Source organism: Pseudomonas sp. 22072, assembly GCF_052046095.1.
GTDB lineage: Bacteria > Pseudomonadota > Gammaproteobacteria > Pseudomonadales > Pseudomonadaceae > Aquipseudomonas > Aquipseudomonas paracarnis.
On record NZ_JBQEQE010000024.1, the window covers coordinates 63,884 to 77,369 of the forward strand.

At 60.5% G+C, this 13,486-nt stretch carries 12 protein-coding genes and 1 riboswitch; of the genes, 7 read left to right on the forward strand and 5 right to left on the reverse strand.

What is annotated here, in order from left to right:
- Positions 1 to 11: 11 nt before the first annotated feature.
- On the reverse strand, positions 12 to 845 hold the full coding sequence (locus ACTJLA_RS21560; protein ID WP_054899037.1) for an EamA family transporter: 834 nt from the start codon (positions 843 to 845) through the stop codon (positions 12 to 14).
- A 103-nt stretch (positions 846 to 948) separates the two neighbouring features.
- Here ACTJLA_RS21560 and ACTJLA_RS21565 point away from each other — a divergent pair, with 103 nt between their 5' ends.
- The gene (locus tag ACTJLA_RS21565; protein WP_034128913.1) at positions 949 to 2,208 is read left to right on the forward strand and encodes a cation:proton antiporter; all 1,260 of its coding nucleotides are present in this window, start codon (positions 949 to 951) and stop codon (positions 2,206 to 2,208) included.
- Here the strand turns inward: ACTJLA_RS21565 and ACTJLA_RS21570 are convergent.
- Positions 2,202 to 3,089, reverse strand: a complete 888-nt coding sequence (locus tag ACTJLA_RS21570; protein ID WP_034128914.1) for a formate/nitrite transporter family protein — start codon at positions 3,087 to 3,089, stop codon at positions 2,202 to 2,204. The two genes, ACTJLA_RS21565 and ACTJLA_RS21570, sit on opposite strands and share 7 nt — an antisense overlap.
- 76 nt (positions 3,090 to 3,165) lie before the next feature.
- Positions 3,166 to 3,570 (reverse strand): acyl-CoA thioesterase, encoded by a 405-nt coding sequence (locus tag ACTJLA_RS21575; RefSeq protein WP_034128915.1) that lies wholly within the window; start codon positions 3,568 to 3,570, stop codon positions 3,166 to 3,168.
- Positions 3,571 to 3,768: 198 nt separating this feature from the next.
- Positions 3,769 to 3,875: riboswitch (S-adenosyl-L-homocysteine riboswitch) on the forward strand.
- Between the two features lie 21 nt (positions 3,876 to 3,896).
- Between ACTJLA_RS21575 and ahcY the strand changes: the two genes are divergently transcribed.
- The 5 genes from ahcY (at position 3,897) to ACTJLA_RS21600 (ending at position 10,465) form a co-directional block, all read left to right on the forward strand.
- Positions 3,897 to 5,306, forward strand: a complete 1,410-nt coding sequence (gene ahcY / locus ACTJLA_RS21580; protein ID WP_034128916.1) for an adenosylhomocysteinase — start codon at positions 3,897 to 3,899, stop codon at positions 5,304 to 5,306.
- Positions 5,307 to 5,484: 178 nt separating this feature from the next.
- Positions 5,485 to 6,330, forward strand: a complete 846-nt coding sequence (gene metF, locus ACTJLA_RS21585; RefSeq protein ID WP_034129073.1) for a methylenetetrahydrofolate reductase [NAD(P)H] — start codon at positions 5,485 to 5,487, stop codon at positions 6,328 to 6,330.
- Positions 6,331 to 6,409: 79 nt separating this feature from the next.
- Positions 6,410 to 7,492 carry a hypothetical protein gene (locus ACTJLA_RS21590; RefSeq protein WP_034128917.1) on the forward strand — a complete coding sequence of 361 codons (1,083 nt, stop codon included), beginning with the start codon at positions 6,410 to 6,412 and terminating at the stop codon, positions 7,490 to 7,492.
- Positions 7,493 to 7,555: 63 nt separating this feature from the next.
- On the forward strand, positions 7,556 to 8,359 hold the full coding sequence (locus ACTJLA_RS21595) for a substrate-binding periplasmic protein (RefSeq protein WP_034128918.1): 804 nt from the start codon (positions 7,556 to 7,558) through the stop codon (positions 8,357 to 8,359).
- 222 nt (positions 8,360 to 8,581) lie between these two features.
- A complete protein-coding gene (locus ACTJLA_RS21600; protein WP_236452432.1) occupies positions 8,582 to 10,465 on the forward strand; it encodes a DEAD/DEAH box helicase in 1,884 nt (627 codons plus the stop codon).
- A gap of 142 nt (positions 10,466 to 10,607) precedes the next feature.
- Here the strand turns inward: ACTJLA_RS21600 and ACTJLA_RS21605 are convergent, their stop codons facing one another.
- Complete coding sequence (locus ACTJLA_RS21605; RefSeq protein ID WP_314548971.1) at positions 10,608 to 11,207, reverse strand: YceI family protein; 600 nt, start codon at positions 11,205 to 11,207, stop codon at positions 10,608 to 10,610.
- A gap of 32 nt (positions 11,208 to 11,239) precedes the next feature.
- A complete protein-coding gene (locus ACTJLA_RS21610; RefSeq protein ID WP_014720299.1) occupies positions 11,240 to 11,791 on the reverse strand; it encodes a cytochrome b in 552 nt (183 codons plus the stop codon).
- Positions 11,792 to 12,063: 272 nt separating this feature from the next.
- Between ACTJLA_RS21610 and ACTJLA_RS21615 the strand changes: the two genes are divergently transcribed.
- Positions 12,064 to 13,470, forward strand: a complete 1,407-nt coding sequence (locus ACTJLA_RS21615; RefSeq protein ID WP_314548968.1) for an adenosylmethionine--8-amino-7-oxononanoate transaminase — start codon at positions 12,064 to 12,066, stop codon at positions 13,468 to 13,470.
- The last annotated feature ends 16 nt before the right edge of the window (positions 13,471 to 13,486 follow it).

A 13,486-nucleotide genomic window follows, 5' to 3' on the forward strand; every position in this document is an offset into this window, starting at 1 on the left:
TTATCCGACGGTTAGAGTTTCATCACCAACATGCCAATCAACACCAACCCACAGGCTATGAGCCGTGGACGGCCAAAAGGTTCTTTCAAGTAACGCATGCCGAACAGCACCACCAGAATCACACTGACTTCGCGCAGCGCGGCGGCTTCGGCAATCGAGCCCAACTGCATGGCCCAAAGTACCAAAGCGTAGCTCAACAACACGCACAGCCCCACGCTCAAGCCCAACCGCCACTGGGTGCGCCAGAACAGGCTGAAGGCCGCACGCTTGCGCACCAGCGCCAGCAACGGAAACGGCCAGGCGCTGATCAGCGTCAGCCACACCAGATAATCCAGCGGATGCGACCAGCGCCGCAGCGCCTGCCCGTCCAGAAAGGTGTAGCAGCCGATGCACAGACCAATCAATACCACCACCGGTAGCATCGACCAGGGCAACCGGTCACCGCCGCCGCCCTGCCACAGCAGGCACACCATGCCGAACGGAATCAGCAGAATCCCCAGAATCTGCTGGGTATTCAATACTTCGCCGGCAAACACCAGGGTCAGCACCAGCACCACCAGCGGCGACAAACCGCGCATCAACGGATACACCAGGCCCAGGTCACCCACCCGATAGGCCTGGATCAACAAATAGCGATAGAGCAACTCAAACAACGCAGAAGCAATGATCCACGGCCAGATGTCCAGCGGCGGCCAGGACACGAAGCCCACCGCGAATACCACGAACAGCAGTGCCACACTGTCCATGCAGGCAATGACTAAAAGGCGCTCGCCACTGAACTTGATCAAGGTGTTCCACGTCGCATGCAACAGCGCCGCTACCAGCACCAGGGCTGTCGCTACCACCAGAACCTCCTTAATTGATACGTCATGTAACAGCACCTGTTTATACTAACTACCGATTCGACGCACCCCGTGCGCCTATATTTCCCTGCTCCAAGGACCCCGGATGCTTGAACTTGTCGCCGCCTTCATCTGCCTCACCACCCTGCTCACTTATGTGAACTTCCGCTTCATCGGCCTGCCGCCCACCATTGGCGTGATGGTCACCGCACTGTTGTTCTCGCTGATCCTGCAAGGCCTGAGCGTGCTCGGCTACCCAGGCCTGGAAGAACGTATCCAGCAGTTGATCGGCCAGATCGACTTCGGCGATTTGCTGATGAACTGGATGCTGTCGTTCCTGCTGTTCGCCGGCGCCTTGCACGTCAACTTGAACGACTTGCGCAGCTACCGCTGGCCCATCGGCCTGCTGGCAACCTTTGGCGTATTGATCGCCACCGTGGTCATCGGCAGCCTGGCGTACTACATCTTCGCCCTGTTTGGCTGGCACGTGAGTTTCCTTTACTGCCTGCTGTTCGGTGCCCTGATATCCCCTACCGATCCCATTGCGGTGCTCGGCGTGCTACGGACCGCCAATGCCTCCAAACCGCTGAAAACCACCATCGTCGGCGAATCGCTGTTCAATGACGGCACCGCCGTGGTGGTGTTTACCGTGCTGCTGGGTATCGCGCAGTTGGGTGAGACGCCCACCGTGAGCGCCACGGCCATGCTGTTTGCCCACGAAGCCATTGGCGGCGTGCTGTTTGGCGGGCTGATCGGCTATCTCGTGTACCTGATGATCAAGAGCATCGAACAGCACCAGATCGAAGTCATGCTGACCCTCGCCCTGGTGATCGGCGGCTCGGCCATGGCCTCGGAGCTGCATGTGTCCGCACCGATTGCGATGGTGGTCGCGGGGCTGATCATCGGCAACCTGGGGCGCAAACTGGCGATGAACGACATGACGCGTCGCTACCTGGATGGTTTCTGGGAACTGCTCGATGACATGCTCAATGCCTTGCTGTTTGCGCTGATCGGCATGGAGCTGCTGCTATTGCCATTCAACTGGCTGCACGTGTTCGCGGCCAGCCTGCTGGCAGTGGCGATCCTGCTCTCGCGCCTGCTGACCGTGGCCCCGGCGATCCTGTTGCTGCGCCGTTGGCGCACGGTACCGCGCGGCACTATCCGTATCCTTACCTGGGGTGGCTTGCGCGGCGGGGTTTCGGTGGCACTGGCCTTGGCCCTGCCTCTGGGCCCGGAGCGTGACTTGTTGCTGAGCATCACCTACATCGTGGTGCTGTCTTCGATCCTGTTGCAGGGGTTGAGCATCGGCAAGCTGGTCAAGCACGTGACCCGGGACGAACCCCAGGCCACGCCTGAGCATCACTGATCCTTGTTGATCTGCTGCGGATGCCTCGGGTCCGCAGCCTTTTTACCTGGCAGGCTGCTTTCGCTGCGAACCTGCGCATGGCTGATCAACGCGAAGATGAAACTGCCGCCGATGATGTTGCCGGCCAGGGTCGGCCCGGCGAAGACCAGCCAGAAATCCTTCCATGGCAACTCGCCGGCAAATACCAGGTAGGACACTTCGGCTGAACCGACGACGATATGGGTGAAGTCACCCAGAGCCATGAAGTAGGTGATCAGAATGATGATCCACAGCTTGGCACTCTCCATCGACGGGATCATCCAGACCATGGTGGCGATCATCCAACCGGAGACGATGCCCTTGGCGAACATCTGCGCGGGGTCGTTCTCCATGACCTTGCGCCCGATCTCGAGGAAGGCCAGGTCGGTCTTGGTATCGAAGATCGGCAGGTGCAGCATCACGTATGCCACCAGCAAGGTGCCACACAGGTTGCCCACCAGCACCACTGACCACAGCCGCAACAGACGCCCGGCATTCGCCAGGGTTGGCTTGCTCATCACCGGTAGCACGGCGGTCAGGGTGTTTTCGGTAAACAGTTGCTGGCGTGCCAGGATCACCGCGAGGAAGCCCGCGCAGTAGCCGAAGCTGGCAATTACCTTGAAGGCTTCGCCCTCAGGCAGGCGTGAATTGAGCAGCCCCATGGCCATCAGTGACAAGCCCATGGTCAGCCCGGCTGCCAAGGCCGACCACCACAACGCGGCGACACTGCGCTCCAGCTCCTGGTCGCCCTGGGTACGAATGATTTCGTGCAATACCGCTGCGCGGGGCGGCTGGTTCTTGTCGACGTCCTGCTGCTCTTCCTGGGACAGGTTGGGGGTCTTGCCGTCTTCTTGCGTAGCCATGGTGATACCTGAACGGGGGGCGATGTTCAGGTACGACCTATGGTTGATGAAGAGCGTTCACTGGTCCTGCGCGGGATTACTCGCTGAGGCCGTCTTCCTGGAACTGATCCTTGACGTACTTGATCTCTGTACGGCCGTGAGGCGCGGGCAAACCGTCTTCGCCGAGGTTGACGAAGACCATTTTTTCTACCGTCAGGATGCTTTTGCGCGTGATCTTGTTACGCACTTCACAGGTCAGGGTAATAGAGGTACGACCAAACTCGGTGGCCGTGATCCCCAGCTCGATGATGTCGCCCTGGCGCGAGGCGCTGACAAAGTTGATTTCCGAGATGTACTTGGTGACCACGCGCTGGTTGCCGAGTTGGACAATGGCGTAGATGGCCGCTTCTTCGTCGATCCAGCGCAACAGACTGCCGCCGAACAGTGTGCCGTTGGGGTTGAGGTCTTCGGGTTTTACCCATTTGCGGGTGTGGAAGTTCATGGTCACTCCAAAGCGTCTTGCCAAATGATAGGCAACATCATGGCAGAGCAAGGACCCAAGCTCTATGAACCATTAGCTATCAAGCCCATGAACGATCTTCATGCCGCCGACAGAAAGGCTTGGGAAGTGCCGCTTACACGGCTATAATCGCCTCCGCTTCAAAACGGTCATCTTCGATTGATACCGTTCTCCCGCCACCTGTCCGAGGGGCGCTGCAGCAGGTTCAACCTGTCAGGCTCGGATGGGGCGTTGTCCGGCCTGGTTGCCCTGGCCTGATACTAAACGCACAACGGCGCCCATTCGCACACTACGAATGGAGGCTCTCTATGAGCGCTGTAATGACGCCTGCAGATTTCAACGACTACAAAGTCGCCGACATGTCCCTTGCTGCCTGGGGCCGTCGCGAAACCTTTATCGCCGAATCCGAAATGCCAGCCCTGATGGGCCTGCGCCGCAAGTACGCCGCTGAGCAGCCGCTCAAGGGCGCCAAGATTCTCGGCTGCATCCACATGACCATCCAGACTGCCGTGCTGATCGAAACCCTGGTTGCTCTGGGTGCCGAAGTGCGTTGGTCGTCCTGCAATATCTTCTCGACTCAAGACCAGGCCGCTGCCGCTATCGCTGCTGCCGGTATCCCGGTATTCGCCTGGAAAGGCGAGACCGAAGAAGAGTACGAGTGGTGCCTGGAGCAAACCATCCTCAAAGATGGCGCGCCTTGGGATGCCAACATGATCCTTGACGACGGCGGCGACCTCACCGAGTTGCTGCACAAGAAATACCCGCAGATCCTCGACCGCGTCCACGGCGTGACCGAAGAGACCACCACCGGCGTACACCGCCTGCTGGACATGCTGGCCAAGGGCGAGCTGAAAATCCCGGCCATCAACGTCAACGACTCGGTGACCAAGAGCAAGAACGACAACAAGTACGGCTGCCGTCACAGCCTGAACGATGCGATCAAGCGCGGCACCGACCACCTGCTGTCGGGCAAGCAAGCCCTGGTGATCGGCTACGGTGACGTGGGCAAGGGCTCGTCCCAGTCCCTGCGTCAGGAAGGCATGATCGTCAAGGTCTCCGAAGTCGACCCGATCTGCGCCATGCAAGCCTGCATGGACGGTTTCGAAGTGGTTTCGCCGTTCATCAACGGCCAGAACGACGGCACCGAAGCCAGCATCGACAAAGCCCTGCTGGGCAAGATCGACCTGATCGTCACCACCACCGGTAACGTGAATGTGTGCGATGCGAACATGCTCAAGGCCCTGAAGAAGCGCGCCGTTGTCTGCAACATCGGTCACTTCGACAATGAGATCGACACCGCTTTCATGCGCAAGAACTGGGCATGGGAAGAAGTGAAGCCGCAGGTACACAAGGTTCACCGTACCGGCGCTGGTGATTTCGACCCACAGAACGATGACTACCTGATCCTGCTGGCCGAAGGCCGCCTGGTGAACCTGGGCAACGCCACTGGTCACCCAAGCCGCATCATGGATGGCTCGTTCGCCAACCAGGTGCTGGCGCAGATCTTCCTGTTCGAACAGAAGTACGCCGACCTGTCGCCAGCCCAGAAAGCCGAGCGCCTGACTGTGGAAGTACTGCCGAAGAAACTCGACGAAGAAGTGGCCCTGGAAATGGTCCGCGGCTTCGGCGGCGTGGTGACTCAACTGACCAAGACCCAGGCCGACTACATCGGCGTGACGGTTGAAGGCCCGTTCAAGCCGCACGCTTACCGCTACTGATCGGCCTTGCTGGCGCCGGCTCTTCTGTGGGAGCCGGGCTTGCCCGCGATGCAGACGCCTCGGTGTTCCAGTAACACCGAGCGGATGCTATCGCAGGCAAGCCAGCTCCCACAGAAAGCCAGGCACCCGCATCGATTGTGTATGCCTTCCAGGCTTTCGAGTTTCCAAGGGTATGACCATGTCCCAAGACCGTCGCTACAGCTTCGAGTTCTTCCCGACCAAGACCGATGCTGGGCATGAAAAACTGATGGCAACTGCCAAGCAGTTGGCCAGCTTCAGCCCTGACTTCTTCTCCTGCACCTACGGCGCTGGCGGTTCGACCCGTGATCGCACGATCAACACCGTGTTGCAGCTTGAAAGTGAAGTCAAAGTTCCCGCCGCTCCGCATTTGTCCTGCGTGGGCGACAGCAAGGCCGACCTGCGTAGCCTGCTGACCCAATACAAAGCCGCCGGCATCAAGCGCATCGTTGCCCTGCGTGGCGACCTGCCATCGGGTATGGGCATGGCCAGCGGTGAGCTGCGCTACGCCAACGATCTGGTGAGCTTCATCCGCGAAGAAAGTGGCGATCACTTCCATGTCGAAGTAGCCGCTTACCCGGAGATGCACCCCCAGGCGCGCAATTTCGAAGACGATTTGCAGAACTTCGTGCGCAAGGCCAATGCCGGCGCCGACAGTGCGATCACCCAGTATTTCTTCAACGCCGACAGCTACTTCTACTTCGTCGAGCGTGTACGGGCGATGGGCGTGAACATCCCGATCGTGCCGGGCATCATGCCGATCACCAATTACAGCAAGCTGGCGCGCTTCTCCGACGCCTGCGGTGCCGAGATCCCGCGCTGGGTGCGCAAGCAACTGGAAGCCTATGGCGATGACGTCAAAAGCATCCAGGCGTTCGGCGAGCAGGTCATCACCGAGATGTGTGAGCAATTGTTGCAAGGTGGTGCACCAGGGTTGCATTTCTATACCCTGAACCAGGCTGAACCCAGCCTTGCCATCTGGAACAACCTCAAGCTGCCACGTTAACGCTTGACCGGTTGTACCAAGGCCCTCGTTCTGACGAGGGCCTTTGTCGTTTTACGTTACCCACGGAACCCCGCAGTCCATGAATACAGTGCCCTCGACGTCCCGCCCGCAACTGGTCTACCTGGTCTTCGGCGCCGACACCTACCATCAGGAAGCCGTATTCAGCATCGCCAGCGCACTGGCATTCCTGCAGGACACGCCGGACGCGAACATCGACATTCAGGTATTCAGCGACAACCCCGAACCCTATCGCTTGCTGCCGGTGCGCGTCCGCCCGCTGGACGAGGCCACCCGCAAACGCTGGAGCGAGCCCCACGGCTATCACTTTCGCACCAAACACGTGGTGCTGCGCCAGGTGCTGCAAGAATCCCCGGTAGCATTGCTCATCGACACCGACACCTTCTTCCATCATTCGCCCATGGCCCTGTTCGAACGCGTACAGCCCGGCACCCTGCTGTGCAACGCTTTCTACACCAAGTACGGCGACAATCACGAAAGCATCCTCTACACCGCCCTGCGCCAGCGCCTGCTGGACATGGGCGTGGCCGACGATGACATGATGACCCTCAACTCCGGCGTCATGGGCCTGACCCAACAGGATGCGCACATCCTCGACCACTCCATCGAGTTGATGGATGAACTGTTCCCCCACGCCCAGGGCGCCTACACCCTGGAAGAGTTCTGCCTGTCCATCGCCGCCTACCGTACCCTCAAGGTGCGCGAGTGCCCGGACCTGATCCACCACTACTGGAGCCGCAAACAGCTGTTCCGGGCCAAGGTCAAGGCGTGGATCGCCAAGCACGCCAGCGCGCCCACCAGTGTGCAAGCCCTGGCCGATACGCGCCAAGTCTCCTCGCACCTGCCGCGCCCGCCGCGTTTGCAGCGTTTGATGTACAAGCTGATCACCCTGCTGCTGCCCAAGCATCAGCAACAGTTCATCCGCGAGATTCTCTACGGCTGCTACGAACACGAAAACGAGTTCGACCAGGCGTGCGGCCCGGTTTGGTGGGACAAGGCCCGACAAAACCAGGAAGAACGCCAGAAGCGCCCGATTGATGCCCACCAGTTGGAACACTGGTTCGCCAACCCCGTGGTGCGTTTGATTCTGGGTGAGCGCCGGGCCGCGATCCACGAACACCTGCTGAACGCTCCCGCGAAGTAAGACCGCCCGCCAATGCGCGTGCCAGAGCTTCTCTTTCTTCGGGGAGCGTCGTAACCTCAGGGTATGCCCGTCCTCTTCAAGCTGTTGACCGCTGTGCTGTTTTCTTGCCTGAGCCTGGCCGCTCATGGCGAGAAACTGCGCATTGTCACCGAACCCTGGGCGCCCTATGTCTACGAAGACAACGGCACCATGGCCGGCCTGGATTATGAAACCACCCTGATCGTGTTCCAGCGCCTGGGGGTGGAGGTGCAATGGCAGTTCCTGCCCTGGAAGCGCTGCTTGGCGATGCTCGAGCAGGGCCACGCCGACGGCGCGCTGGATATCTTTCACAGCCAGGAGCGCGACGCGTTGCTGCTCTATCCCAGCGAGCCGTTGTCGGAAGTCGAATTTGTCTTGTTCTATGCCAACGAACGCCCTCACCCCGCCGCCACGCTCGACGACCTGCGCGGCCTGACCGTTGGCGTTTCCCCTGGCTACCTTTATGGCGACGCGTTCAGTAAGTCCAACACCTTCCAGCGCGAACCCGCCCCCAGCCATGAAGCCAACTTTGGCAAACTCATGCTGGGGCGCGTCGATATGGTGGTGACTGACCGGCGCGTGGGGCACCACGTGCTCAAGGCCCTGGGCCTGGAAGGTAAAGTCAGCCAGGCATCGGTGGTGGTCAGCCGCCAGCAGCAATTTCTTGCGGTACGCCGTGGCGCAGGCATGGACCTGCTGGTGCAACGCTTTGCCGCCGAGCTCAAGCGCTTCAAGCAAGAGCCCGCCTATGCCACATTGAGCGCCAAATATGGCCGGATGCACGAGCAAACGGCACCCATACCAGCCCCCGAACACGCCGTTGAGCAGCAGGAAAGCAGCGCGCAGTGATTGCTCTGTTATACTGCGGCCTTTCCGCCAGGCTTACGCCCGGCCGCTCGGGTCTTGAAAACGGCACCCAACCCAGCTACTGCGCAGCTTTGCAGCCCGCGCGAGCCGGTGGAGTGCCCGCCAGACGCAGCAGGACCGGACGGGGTTGCGCTCCCCTAAGCGCCATTCACGCCCGGCAAGATTATCCCTTTGGGCCAAGCCCTAACTAAAACAGGATTACTCATGTCCTTTGCTTCCCTCGGTCTCTCCGAGGCTTTAGTCCGCGCCATCGAGGCAGCGGGCTATACCGAGCCTACTCCGGTGCAACAGCGGGCCATTCCCGCCGTGTTGCAAGGTCGCGACCTGATGGTCGCGGCTCAGACAGGTACTGGTAAAACCGGCGGTTTCGCCCTCCCGATCCTGGAGCGGTTGTTTCCCAACGGTCACCCGGACAAATCCCAACGTCACGGCCCGCGCCAACCGCGTGTACTGGTCCTGACCCCAACCCGCGAACTCGCCGCTCAAGTGCACGACAGCTTCAAGCTGTATGCCCGCGACTTGAAGTTCGTCAGCGCCTGCATCTTCGGCGGTGTCGGCATGAACCCACAGGTTCAGGCCATGTCCCGTGGCGTCGACGTGCTGGTAGCCTGCCCGGGTCGTTTGCTCGACCTGTGCGGCCAAGGCAGCGTCGATTTGTCCCACGTGGAAATCCTCGTGCTGGACGAAGCCGACCGCATGCTCGACATGGGCTTTGTCCATGACGTGAAAAAGGTCCTCGCCCGCCTGCCGGCCAAACGTCAGAACCTGCTGTTCTCGGCAACGTTCTCCAACGACATCACCGCCCTGGCCGGCAAGCTGCTGCACAACCCCGAGCGCATCGAAGTCACGCCGCCGAACACCACGGTCGAGCGTATCGAGCAACGCGTGTTCCGCCTGGCCGCCAGCCACAAGCGCTCGCTGCTGGCGCACCTGATCACCCACGGCGCGTGGGAACAGGTGCTGGTGTTCACCCGTACCAAGCACGGCGCCAACCGCCTGGCCGAGTACCTGGACAAGCACGGCCTCACCGCCGTCGCCATCCACGGCAACAAGAGCCAGAACGCGCGCACCAAAGCCCTGGCCGACTTCAAGGCCGGCAGCGTGCGTATCCTGGTGGCCACCGATATCGCCGCACGCGGCCTGGATATCGACCAGTTACCACACGTGGTCAACTTCGAGCTGCCAAACGTCGATGAAGACTATGTACACCGTATCGGCCGTACGGGCCGTGCCGGTCGTTCGGGCGAGGCCATTTCGCTGGTCGCGCCGGACGAAGAAAAACTGCTGAAAAGCATCGAGCGCATGACCAAGCAGAAAATCGCCGATGGCGACCTGATGGGCTTCGATGCCAGCGCCGTGGAGGCCGAGAAGCCAGAAGCGCGCGAGCGTCCGGATGTGCGCAACCCGCGCAACCCACGTGGTCCGAAGGGCGATGGCCCGAACGGCGGCGGTGGTGGCGGTGGTCGTCGCGACAAAGGCAAGGACAAGGGCAAGGAAAAAACCGCGAGCAGCAGCCGTGGCGAACGCCCGGCCCGTGAGCAGAAGCCCCGTGAAGGCACCCCGGCCCGCGAACAGCGCCAGCCGAGCCAGCCACCACGCGCCGCGGCCGACCGCGCCCCGGACGAGTTCCTTGACGACGATATCGATAACTTCGGTAACCGCGTCGACTACGTGCCCCAGGCCAAACCGGCCCAGGGCCGTGGCCGTCGTCCAGGGGCTCCTGCCCAGGGCGCAGGCGCTCCACGTAGCGGCCAGCCACAGGGCGGTCGCCAGAACGCCCCGCGCAACAGCAGCGGCGGCACCACCGGTACCCCGCCTGCCAAGCGCAGCGGCCCGCGCAATGGCGCACCGCGTGACGGCCAGGCCCGTCGCGAAGATTCACGCAGCAACAACCGCCGCCCTGCCCGTGACGATCAGCCTCGCTCGTCCGAGCCTGCAGTACAAAACCCACGGGGTGGCCCGGCGCCGAAGATCATCCACAAGGAGTCGAAAGCGGATCGCTTCCCGACACCTGAGCAGTTGGATCAACTGCCAGGCCGCCCTCGTGGTGAGAAACCAGCGCTGCTGACTCGCAACCGCGAAGCATAAAAAAAACCCGTATCGTGAGATACGGGTTTTTTTTGCCTGTAGGAGCTAGCTCGCGAAGGTCGTCAACGATAACGCGGGCATCCTGGTTTAACGCGGTGTCCTTGCGGCCTTCGCGAGCAAGCTCGCTCCTACATACGAAGCATTACTTCGCTTTCACACCTTCAAACGTGATGTACAACTGCACGTTGTCAGACTGTGGACCTACGTCCATGCCGTCCTTGTTGAATTCCTTGCGGCTGATGTTGGTGGTGCCTTCGAAGCCGGCACGGTAGCCGCCCCATGGATCCTTGCCTTCGCCCAGGAACGTGGCTTTGACCAGGATCGGCTTGGTCACGCCGTGGAAGGTCAGGTCCCCGGTCACATCAGCAGTCAGCTTGCCATCAGCATTTTTGCCAGTTGGCTTGACGCTGGTGGAAACGAACTTGGCATCAGGGAATTTGCCCGACTCCAGGAAGTCCTTGCTGTTGACGTGCTTGTCGCGCTCGGCGTGGTTGGAGAACACGCTGGCAGTACGCACGTTGACTTCAATCTTGGCGTCTTCGGGCTTGGCGGCGTCAAAGCTGAACTTGCCATCCAGGTCCTTGAAGGTACCGGTGATGTAGCTGTAACCCAGGTGGCTGATTTTGAAATCGACAAAGGCGTGCTGGCCGTCCTTGTCGATCACGTAGTCAGCGGCCATCGCCGAACCTGCGGACAGCAGGGCAGAACCGATTGCCAGCGCAGCGAGTGTTTTTTTCAACATGCTTTCTATTCCTTGTGAGTCGAGGTTGAACATCAGGCTTTGCGTCCCAGCATTCGCGCAAGGGTCGCATCACGATCGATAAAATGGTGTTTCAGTGCCGCCACGCCGTGCAAGCCAGCGAAGACCACCAACACCCATGCCAGGTACAGGTGCACCCAACCGGCGGTATCTGCCTGGTCCGGTAGACCGGAAACCACGGCAGGAATTTCAAACAGGCCAAACACCGGGATACCGACACCGTCTGCGGTGGAAATCAGGTAACCGGCAATCATCACGGCAAACAGCCCGACATAAAGAAACGCGTGCCCAAATGCGGCACCGATCCGCGTCATGCGGCTATAGCTGGCCAGCGGCGGAGGCGGCGGGCTGACCAGGCGCCAGACGATCCGTACCAGCATGATGGCGAACAGCGTGATGCCAATGCTCTTGTGTAAGTCGGGCGCATCTTTGCGCCAGGCGCTGTAGTAATCGAGACCGACCATCCACAAGCCCAGGGCAAATAAACCGAACACCACCAGGGCTACGCCCCAGTGCAGAACCATGCTGACCCAACCATAGCGGGCCGGCGAATTACGTAGCTGCATGTACTTAATCCCGTAAGAACTGTGCCCAAGACTAGCGCTTTACCTATCGAATTAAAGCGGAAAATTTTGCTTTGAAATATCGAAAAATACGATAACGAGGCTAGGCATCATAAATTAACAAGGGATTAAGACTATCCCTGGGAAACGTGACAGACCGTCCTGCATTTACCGCGAATTTCCCCACAATGGCTTGTGACCCAAGCCACCATTGCATAGGCTTGCGCGATTGTTTCGCCTGCGCCCGCCGCAGGACCGCTTCGAGGAGATCACCGATGGGCTTGAATAACCAGTGGATGCAACGCGACCTCGCGGTGCTGTGGCATCCCTGCACCCAGATGAAAGACCACCAGCAATTGCCCCTGGTGCCCATCAAGCGCGGTGAAGGCGTATGGCTGGAAGACTTCGAAGGCAAGCGCTACCTCGATGCCGTCAGTTCCTGGTGGGTCAACGTATTCGGCCACGCCAACCCGCGGATCAACCAGCGTATCAAGGATCAGGTCGATCAGCTGGAGCACGTGATCCTCGCCGGTTTCAGCCATCAACCGGTGATCGAGCTGTCCGAACGCCTGGTCGCGATGACGCCCGAAGGGCTGACCCGCTGCTTCTACGCCGATAACGGTTCGTCCTGCATCGAAGTGGCGCTGAAGATGAGCTTCCACTACTGGCTCAACCGCGGCCAGCCGAACAAAAAGCGCTTCGTCACCCTCACCAACAGCTACCACGGCGAAACCATCGCCGCGATGTCGGTGGGCGACGTGCCGCTGTTTACCGAGACCTACAAGGCGTTGCTGCTCGACACTATCAAGGTGCCGAGCCCGGACTGCTACCTGCGCCCCGAAGGCATGAACTGGGAAGAACACTCGCGCAACATGTTCCTGGCGATGGAGCAGACCCTGGCCGAGCATCACGACACCGTCGCTGCCGTGATCGTCGAGCCGCTGATCCAGGGTGCCGGTGGCATGCGCATGTACCACCCCGTGTACCTCAAGCTGCTGCGCGAAGCCTGCGACCGCTATGGCGTGCACTTGATCCACGACGAGATCGCCGTGGGCTTTGGCCGCACCGGCAGCATGTTCGCCTGTGAACAGGCCGGCATCCGCCCGGACTTCCTGTGCCTGTCCAAGGCGCTCACCGGCGGTTACCTGCCACTGGCCGCCGTGGTCACCACCGAAGAGGTCTACAGCGCCTTCTACGACGACTACCCGACCCTGCGTGCCTTCCTGCACTCCCACAGCTACACAGGCAACCCGCTGGCCTGTGCGGCAGCGTTGGCGACGCTGGATATCTTTGAAGAAGACAACGTCATCGAAAACAACAAGGCCCTGGCCCAGCGCATGGCGACCGCCACCGCGCACTTGGTCGACCATCCTCACGTGTCCGAAGTGCGCCAGACCGGCATGGTGCTGGCCATCGAGATGGTGCAGGACAAAGCCACCAAGGCCGCCTACCCGTGGCAGGAGCGCCGTGGCCTGAAGGTCTTCGAGCACGCGCTGGAGCGCGGGGCGCTGTTACGGCCACTGGGCAGCGTGGTGTATTTCCTGCCGCCGTATGTGATTACCCCGGAGCAGATCGACTTTCTGGCCGAGGTGGCCAGCGAGGGGATAGATATCGCCACCAACAGCAAGGTCAGTGTGGCGGTGCCCAAAGATTTTCACCCGGGCTTCCGTGATCCGGGTTGATTGCCGAAATCCTTGT

Bases quoted from the DNA above. Each gene is read 5' to 3' on its own strand.
- ACTJLA_RS21570 (WP_034128914.1), bottom strand. From the start codon at position 3,089: ATGGCTACGCAAGAAGACGGCAAGACCCCCAACCTGTCCCAGGAAGAG.
- ACTJLA_RS21610 (WP_014720299.1), bottom strand. From the start codon at position 11,791: ATGCAGCTACGTAATTCGCCGGCCCGCTATGGTTGGGTCAGCATGGTT.
- ACTJLA_RS21590 (WP_034128917.1), top strand. From the start codon at position 6,410: ATGAATACAGTGCCCTCGACGTCCCGCCCGCAACTGGTCTACCTGGTC.
- metF (WP_034129073.1), top strand. From the start codon at position 5,485: ATGTCCCAAGACCGTCGCTACAGCTTCGAGTTCTTCCCGACCAAGACC.
- ahcY (WP_034128916.1), top strand. From the start codon at position 3,897: ATGAGCGCTGTAATGACGCCTGCAGATTTCAACGACTACAAAGTCGCC.
- ACTJLA_RS21575 (WP_034128915.1), bottom strand. From the start codon at position 3,570: ATGAACTTCCACACCCGCAAATGGGTAAAACCCGAAGACCTCAACCCC.
- ACTJLA_RS21615 (WP_314548968.1), top strand. From the start codon at position 12,064: ATGGGCTTGAATAACCAGTGGATGCAACGCGACCTCGCGGTGCTGTGG.
- ACTJLA_RS21595 (WP_034128918.1), top strand. From the start codon at position 7,556: ATGCCCGTCCTCTTCAAGCTGTTGACCGCTGTGCTGTTTTCTTGCCTG.
- ACTJLA_RS21600 (WP_236452432.1), top strand. From the start codon at position 8,582: ATGTCCTTTGCTTCCCTCGGTCTCTCCGAGGCTTTAGTCCGCGCCATC.
- ACTJLA_RS21565 (WP_034128913.1), top strand. From the start codon at position 949: ATGCTTGAACTTGTCGCCGCCTTCATCTGCCTCACCACCCTGCTCACT.
- ACTJLA_RS21605 (WP_314548971.1), bottom strand. From the start codon at position 11,207: ATGTTGAAAAAAACACTCGCTGCGCTGGCAATCGGTTCTGCCCTGCTG.